The sequence below is a fragment of the Kitasatospora sp. NPDC085879 genome (genome assembly GCF_040686255.1).
GTDB lineage: Bacteria > Actinomycetota > Actinomycetes > Streptomycetales > Streptomycetaceae > Kitasatospora.
The window spans coordinates 46,117-53,112 of sequence record NZ_JBFBJZ010000056.1; the positions used below are offsets into that span (position 1 = coordinate 46,117).

Annotated in this window: 6 protein-coding genes and 1 pseudogene; all 7 read left to right on the plus strand. The window is 68.0% G+C overall.

Translation table 11 applies throughout. The features are described from left to right. Positions 1 to 12: 12 nt before the first annotated feature. Positions 13 to 939 carry an ABC transporter permease gene (locus AB0P35_RS31680; protein ID WP_095873329.1) on the plus strand — a complete coding sequence of 309 codons (927 nt, stop codon included), beginning with the start codon at positions 13 to 15 and terminating at the stop codon, positions 937 to 939. Then, positions 932 to 1,873, plus strand: coding sequence for an ABC transporter permease (locus AB0P35_RS31685; protein WP_095873328.1), 942 nt, complete (start codon positions 932 to 934; stop codon positions 1,871 to 1,873). Before AB0P35_RS31680 ends, AB0P35_RS31685 begins: the two co-directional genes overlap by 8 nt. Before the next feature lie 17 nt (positions 1,874 to 1,890). Then, the gene (locus AB0P35_RS31690) at positions 1,891 to 2,940 is read left to right on the plus strand and encodes an ABC transporter ATP-binding protein (protein WP_363517702.1); all 1,050 of its coding nucleotides are present in this window, start codon (positions 1,891 to 1,893) and stop codon (positions 2,938 to 2,940) included. Continuing rightward, entirely contained in the window at positions 2,933 to 3,955 is a 1,023-nt protein-coding gene (locus AB0P35_RS31695; RefSeq protein WP_363517705.1) for a dipeptide ABC transporter ATP-binding protein, read from the plus strand. The genes AB0P35_RS31690 and AB0P35_RS31695 overlap by 8 nt, the downstream gene beginning before the upstream one ends. Positions 3,956 to 4,107: 152 nt before the next feature. Continuing rightward, entirely contained in the window at positions 4,108 to 5,751 is a 1,644-nt protein-coding gene (locus AB0P35_RS31700; protein ID WP_363517708.1) for an ABC transporter substrate-binding protein, read from the plus strand. 66 nt (positions 5,752 to 5,817) lie between these two features. Continuing rightward, a complete protein-coding gene (locus AB0P35_RS31705) occupies positions 5,818 to 6,741 on the plus strand; it encodes an ABC transporter permease (RefSeq protein WP_095873324.1) in 924 nt (307 codons plus the stop codon). Next, positions 6,734 to 6,996 (plus strand): annotated as a pseudogene (locus tag AB0P35_RS31710) (hypothetical protein); the annotation flags it as partial. The gene AB0P35_RS31705 and the pseudogene AB0P35_RS31710, both read left to right, overlap by 8 nt.

Below are 6,996 nucleotides of genomic sequence, written 5' to 3' on the forward strand. Positions count from 1 at the left end.
GATGGAGGCACGATGGGGCGATTTGTCGCGAGGCGACTGCTCCAAATGATCCCGGTCTTCCTGGGAACGGTCACCCTGATCTTCTTCATGGTGCACGTCCTGCCGGGCGACCCGGTCGCCGCGATGTGGGGCGACAAGGCCCCCGACCCCGCCCAGGTCGCGGCGTTCAAGCACGAGATGGGCCTGGACAAGCCCCTCGTCCAGCAGTACTTCGACTACCTGGGCAACCTCCTCACCGGAGACTTCGGCACCGCGATGGACCACCGCAAGGTGATCGACAAGATCACCGCGGCGTTCCCGGTGACGATCCGCCTGGCGTTGCTGGCCTTCGCCATCGAGCTGGTCCTCGGCGTGACGATCGGTCTGTTCGCCGGCCTGCGCCGCGGCAAGGCCTTCGACAAGAGCACCCTGATGCTCACGCTGCTGCTCATCTCGATTCCCGTGCCGGTGCTGGGCTTCGTGTTCCAGAACGTCTTCGCCACCCAGCTCAAGTGGGTCACCCCGACCGTCCAGGACTCCATGAACATGGGTCAGCTCGTGCTGCCCGCCGTGGTGCTGGGCTCCCTGTCGCTGGCCTACGTCGCGCGCCTGACCCGGACCTCGATCGTCGAGAACATCAAGTCCGACTACATGCGCACCGCGATCGCCAAGGGCCTGCCGCGCCGCCGCGTCATCGGCACCCACCTGCTGCGCAACTCGCTCATCCCGGTGGTCACCTTCCTCGGCACCGACCTCGGCGCCCTGATGGGCGGCGCGATCGTCACCGAGGGCATCTTCAACGTCAAGGGCGTCGGCTTCGAGCTCTACCACGCGATCAACCTGAAGGAAGGCGCCACCGTCTCCGGCTTCGTCGTCGTGCTGGTGCTCGTCTACCTCGCCGCCAGCCTGATCGTCGACCTGCTGTACGCGGTCCTGGACCCGAGGATCCGGTATGCCTGACCTGATCGAGAAGAAGAACTCCGAGATCCCGGCCCAGCGCGCCGAGTCGGCCGCCGAGCCCAAGCCGGAGAAGGCCCGCAGCCTCGGCCTCGACGCGTGGCACGACCTGCGCCGCCGGCCGATCTTCATCGTCTCCGCGCTGCTCATCCTGCTGCTGATCGCCATCGCGATCGCGCCCGGCCTGTTCACCTCGGTCGACCCGCGCGCCGGCGACCTGCGCAACCACTACCTGAGCCCGCCGAACTACAGCCACCTGTTCCAGGCCGACTGGTTCGGCTACGACGGCCAGGGCCGCTCGATCTACGCCCGCGTCCTCTACGGCGCCCGGGCCTCGGTCGTGGTCGGCATCTGCGTCACCGCCGGTGTGACGATCCTCGGCGGACTCACCGGCATGATCGCCGGCTACTTCGGCGGCTGGGTCGACACCCTGGTCTCCCGGGTCACCGACATCTTCTTCGGCATCCCGCTGCTGCTGGGCGCCCTGGTCATCCTGAACGCCTTCACCTCGCGCACCGTGTGGAGCGTCGTCTTCGCGCTGATCGCGCTCGGCTGGACGCAGATGACCCGCGTCATGCGCGGCTCGGTGATCACCGTGAAGCAGGCCGACTACGTGACGGCCGCCAAGGCGCTCGGCGCCGGCACCGGCCGGATCCTGTTCAAGCACATCCTGCCGAACGCCATCGCCCCGGTGATCGTGGTCGCCACCATCGCGCTGGGCGGCTACATCGCCACCGAGGCCACGCTGAGCTTCCTCGGCATCGGCCTGCAGGACCCGACCATCTCCTGGGGCATCGACATCAACTCGGCCCAGAAGGTGATCCGCACCGCACCGTTCGCGCTGTTCTTCCCCGCGGGCATGCTGAGCCTCACCGTGCTGGCCTTCATCATGCTCGGCGACGCGGTGCGCGACGCCCTCGACCCGAAGCTGCGCTGAGAGAGGCGGAGAGCACCATGACCACCGTCATCGAGAAGGCCGAGCCGGCCGATCGGCTCACCCCCGGCACCCCGCTGCTGGAGGTCCGCGACCTGCACGTCGAGTTCAAGACCCGGGACGGCGTCGCCAAGGCCGTCAACGGCGTCAACTACTCGGTCGCCGCCGGTGAGACCCTCGCCGTCCTCGGCGAGTCCGGCTCCGGCAAGTCCGTCACCGCGCAGACGATCATGGGCATCCTCGACATGCCCCCCGGCCGGGTCACCGCCGGCGAGATCCTCTACCGCGGCCAGGACATGCTGAAGATGTCCAACGAGGAGCGCCGGAGGATCCGCGGCCGCAAGATCGCGATGATCTTCCAGGACGCCCTGTCCTCGCTCAACCCCGTGCTCTCGGTGGGCTACCAGCTCGGCGAGATGTTCCGGGTGCACGAGGGCGCCTCCAAGAAGGAGGCCAAGGCCAAGGCCGTCGAGCTGATGGACCGGGTGCGCATCCCCGCCGCCGCCCAGCGCGTCGACGACTACCCGCACCAGTTCTCCGGCGGCATGCGCCAGCGCATCATGATCGCCATGGCGCTGGCCCTGCAGCCCGACCTGATCATCGCGGACGAGCCCACCACCGCCCTGGACGTCACCGTCCAGGCCCAGGTGATGGACCTGCTGGCGGAGCTCCAGGCCGAGTACAACATGGGCCTGATCCTGATCACCCATGACCTCGGCGTGGTCGCCGACGTGGCCGACAAGATCGCCGTCATGTACGCCGGCCGGATCGTCGAGACCGCCCCCGTCCACGAGCTGTACAAGAACCCCGCCCACCCCTACACCAAGGGCCTGCTCCGGTCGATCCCGCGACTGGACCAGAAGGGCGAGGACCTGTACGCGATCAAGGGCCTGCCGCCCAACCTCTACCGGGTGCCGTCCGGCTGCGCGTTCAACCCGCGCTGCGAGTCGGCCACCGACCTGTGCCGCACCGAGACCCCGGCGCTGCACCAGGTGCTCGACAAGGACGGCGCCGAGCTCGCCGGCCGCCGCAGCGCCTGCCACCTCTGGAAGGAGACCCTCCATGGCTGAGCCCATCCTGGAGGTCAGGGACCTGGTCAAGCACTACCCGCTCAACCAGGGCATCCTCTTCAAGAAGCAGGTCGGCGCGGTCAAGGCCGTCGACGGCATCTCCTTCGCCCTGCGCAAGGGCGAGACCCTGGGCATCGTCGGCGAGTCCGGCTGCGGCAAGTCGACCCTCGCCAAGGTGCTGATGAACCTGGAGCGGGCCACCTCCGGCCAGGTGCTGTACAAGGGCGAGGACATCTCCAAGCTGTCCGGCGCCGCCCTCAAGGCGGTCCGCCGCAACATCCAGATGGTGTTCCAGGACCCGTACACCTCGCTGAACCCGCGGATGACGGTAGGCGACATCATCGGCGAGCCCTTCGAGATCCACCCGGAGGTCGCGCCGAAGGGCGACCGCCGCAAGGCGGTGCAGGACCTGCTGGATGTGGTCGGCCTGAACCCGGAGTACATCAACCGGTACCCGCACCAGTTCTCCGGCGGCCAGCGCCAGCGCATCGGCATCGCCCGCGGCCTCGCGCTCAAGCCCGAGGTGATCATCTGCGACGAGCCGGTCTCCGCGCTCGACGTCTCCGTCCAGGCCCAGGTGATCAACCTGCTGGAGCAGCTCCAGAAGGACTTCGAGCTCTCCTACATGTTCATCGCCCACGACCTCTCCATCGTCCGGCACATCTCCGACCGGGTCGGCGTGATGTACCTCGGCAAGATGGTCGAGATCGGCTCGGACGAGGAGATCTACGAGCACGCCACCCACCCGTACACCCAGGCGCTGCTCTCCGCGGTGCCGGTGCCCGACCCGACGGGTCGGGAGAACCGCGAGCGGATCATCCTCTCCGGTGACATCCCCTCGCCGGCGAACCCGCCGTCCGGCTGCCGCTTCCGTACCCGCTGCTGGAAGGCCGAGGAGCGCTGCAGCGCCGAGCTGCCGCTGCTCGCCGTCCCGGAGATCGGCGAGGGCCCGGCCAAGCACGCCTCGGCCTGCCACTTCGCCGCCGTGCGCGAGGTGGCCGCCACGGCCTCCTGACCGTCCGGGCGACCCTTCGCGGGCCCGTGGTGCTAACGCGCCACGGGCCCGCGGTGCGTTCGGCACCCATCCGGCCGTATTCAACTCGCGCCGCCGGTGACCCGATCCTTCGATGGGGTGTGATGCGTCATACACCCAGAGGAGGAAGCCTCATGCCTGCAGCGACCAGAGTGCGCTGGGCCGTGGTCGTCGCGACGAGCGTGGTCCTGGTGGCCACCGGCTGCGGCAGCAGTGGGGGCGGGGGCGGAGGCAGCGGCGCCAGCGGAGGCACCGGCGGCATCGTGACCGCCTGGTGGGGCGACCCGCAGAACCCGCTCGAGCCGGCGAACACCAACGAGACCAACGGTGGCGCCGTCATCGACATGATCTTCACCGGCCTGGTCCAGTACGACCCCAAGACCAGTGAGCCGAGCAATGCCAACGCCGAGTCGATCACCTCGGACGACCAGCAGAACTGGACCGTCAAGATCAAGCCCGGCTGGAAGTTCAGCGACGGCACCACGGTGACCGCCAAGTCCTACGTGGACGCCTGGAACTACGGCGCCCTCTCCACGAACAAGCAGCTGAACAGCAGCTTCTTCTCGTACATCCAGGGCTACGACCAGGTCGCGCCGGCGTCCGGCAACCCGACGGCCCAGACCCTGTCCGGCCTGAAAGTCGTCGACGACAACACCTTCACCGTGGCGCTCACCCAGAAGTTCTCCACCTGGCCCGCCACCCTGGGCTACTCGGCATTCGTGCCGCTCCCGGCGAGCTTCTTCTCCGACCACGCGGCGTACCTCAACAAGCCGATCGGCAACGGCCCGTACGAGATCAGCTCGTGGACCAAGAGCGCGAAGATGGAGCTCCGGCCGTTCTCCGGCTACAGCGGCGCGGACAAGCCGAAGAACGGCGGCATCGACCTCAGGGTCTACACCGACACCAACGCCGCCTTCGCCGACCTCCAGGCCGGCAACCTCGACGTCGACAACGGCCTGCCGAACAGCGCCCTGAAGACGATCGAGAGCGACCTCAACGGGCGCTTCCTCAACACCCCGGCCGGCATCATCCAGACGATCGGGTTCCCGCTCTACGACCCGAACTGGAACACCCCCAACGCTCAGAAGGTCCGCCTCGGCCTCGCCATGGCGATCGACCGGGACACCATCACCAAGGTCGTCTTCAACAACACCCGCACCCCCGCCAGCGACTGGACCTCGCCGGTGCTCGGCGCCGCGGGCGGCTTCAAGGAAGGCATCTGCGGCCAGGCCTGCACCTACAACCCGACCCAGGCCAAGCAGCTGGTGCAGGAGGGCGGCGGCATCCCCGGCGGCCAGCTCACCATCTCCTACAACGCCGACGGCCCCCACAAGGAGTGGGTCGACGCCGTCTGCAACAGCATCAACAACGCCCTCGGCAACACCAGCGCCTGCGTCGGCAACCCGATCGGCACCTTCGCGGACTTCCGCAACCAGGTCACCACCAAGAAGATGACCGGGCCGTTCCGCACCGGCTGGCAGATGGACTACCCACTGATCCAGAACTTCCTGCAGCCGGTGTACACCACCGGGGCGTCCTCCAACGACTCGGGCTACAGCAACCCGCAGTTCGACTCCCTGGTCAACCAGGCCAACGCCAACCCGGACAAGTCCTCCGCGGTCAGCCAGTTCCAGGACGGCGAGAAGCTGCTCGCCACCGACCTGCCCGCGATCCCGCTCTGGTACCAGAACGGCACCGTCGGCTGGTCCTCCCGCGTCGACAACGTCCTGCTCAACCCGTTCAGCGTCCCGGTCTACGACCAGATCACCGTCAAGTAGTCGGCAGCGGCGGCCGGGCCCACCGGGCCCGGCCGCCGCCCCTCCGGCGGCCCCCTGGAGGTTCGCATGGGACGCTACGTCATCCGACGCCTGCTCCAGATGATCCCGGTGTTCCTCGGGAGCACCTTCCTCATCTTCGTGATGGTCCACGCGCTCGGCGACCCGGTGAACGCGCTGTTCGGCGACCGGGCCCCCGACCCGGTCGTCGCCCAGCAGATCCGCGAGCAGTACAACCTCGACGAGCCGCTGTGGCTCCAGTACCTGATCTACATGGGCAACCTGTTCCGCTGGGACTTCGGCACCACGTTCAACGGCCAGTCGGTCACCTCGCTGCTCGCCACCGCCTACCCGGCGACGATCAAGCTGACCGCGGTGGCGTTCACCATCGAGGTGATCTTCGGCGTCGGCTTCGGCCTCATCAGCGGCCTGCGCCGCGGTGGCTGGTCGGACAACTCGGTGCTGATCTTCACCCTGATCGTCATCTCCATCCCCACCTTCGTCACCGGCTACGTGCTCCAGTACCTGGTCGGCGTGCAGTGGGGCATCCTGCCCGCCACGGCCGGCGAGGACCTCAGCCTCGAATCGCTGCTGCTGCCGGGCATCGTGCTCGCCTCCGTCTCGCTCGCCTACGTCGCCCGCCTCACCCGAACCACCGTCGCCGAGAACTCCCGGGCCGACTTCGTGCGCACCGCGGTGGCCAAGGGCCTGCCCCGCCGCCGGGTCGTGCTCAACCACCTGCTGCGGAACTCGCTCATCCCGGTGGTCACCTTCCTCGGCGCCGACCTCGGCGCGCTCATGGGCGGCGCGCTGGTCACCGAGCGGATCTTCAACATCCACGGCGTGGGCTACTACCTCTACCAGGGCATCGTCCGCCAGAACACGGCCACGGTGGTCGGCTTCGTGACCATCCTGATCATCATCTACCTGGCGGCCAACCTGCTCGTCGACCTGCTCTACGCGGTCCTGGACCCGAGGATCCGTTATGCCTGACCAGGAGAAGTACAACAAGGCGGACCCGCTCGCGGACGCCGGCACCGAGGAAGAGGAGATCCAGAGCGCCGTCGAGAGCCGCACCTTCGACCTCGGCACCATGGAAGCGCAGACTTTAATCAAGAACGAGCGACTCGATGACGAACGGGGAGTCCCCGCGGCCGACGACCGCGTCAAGCCGCGCAGCCTGTGGCAGGACGCCTGGCGGGACCTGCGCCGCAACCCGATCTTCATCATCTCCGGACTGCTCATCAT

What these genes read in the sequence shown, in the direction of transcription:
- AB0P35_RS31695 (WP_363517705.1), top strand. Translation starts at nt 2,933, where the DNA reads ATGGCTGAGCCCATCCTGGAGGTCAGGGACCTGGTCAAGCACTACCCG.
- AB0P35_RS31685 (WP_095873328.1), top strand. Translation starts at nt 932, where the DNA reads ATGCCTGACCTGATCGAGAAGAAGAACTCCGAGATCCCGGCCCAGCGC.
- AB0P35_RS31705 (WP_095873324.1), top strand. Translation starts at nt 5,818, where the DNA reads ATGGGACGCTACGTCATCCGACGCCTGCTCCAGATGATCCCGGTGTTC.
- AB0P35_RS31690 (WP_363517702.1), top strand. Translation starts at nt 1,891, where the DNA reads ATGACCACCGTCATCGAGAAGGCCGAGCCGGCCGATCGGCTCACCCCC.
- AB0P35_RS31680 (WP_095873329.1), top strand. Translation starts at nt 13, where the DNA reads ATGGGGCGATTTGTCGCGAGGCGACTGCTCCAAATGATCCCGGTCTTC.
- AB0P35_RS31700 (WP_363517708.1), top strand. Translation starts at nt 4,108, where the DNA reads ATGCCTGCAGCGACCAGAGTGCGCTGGGCCGTGGTCGTCGCGACGAGC.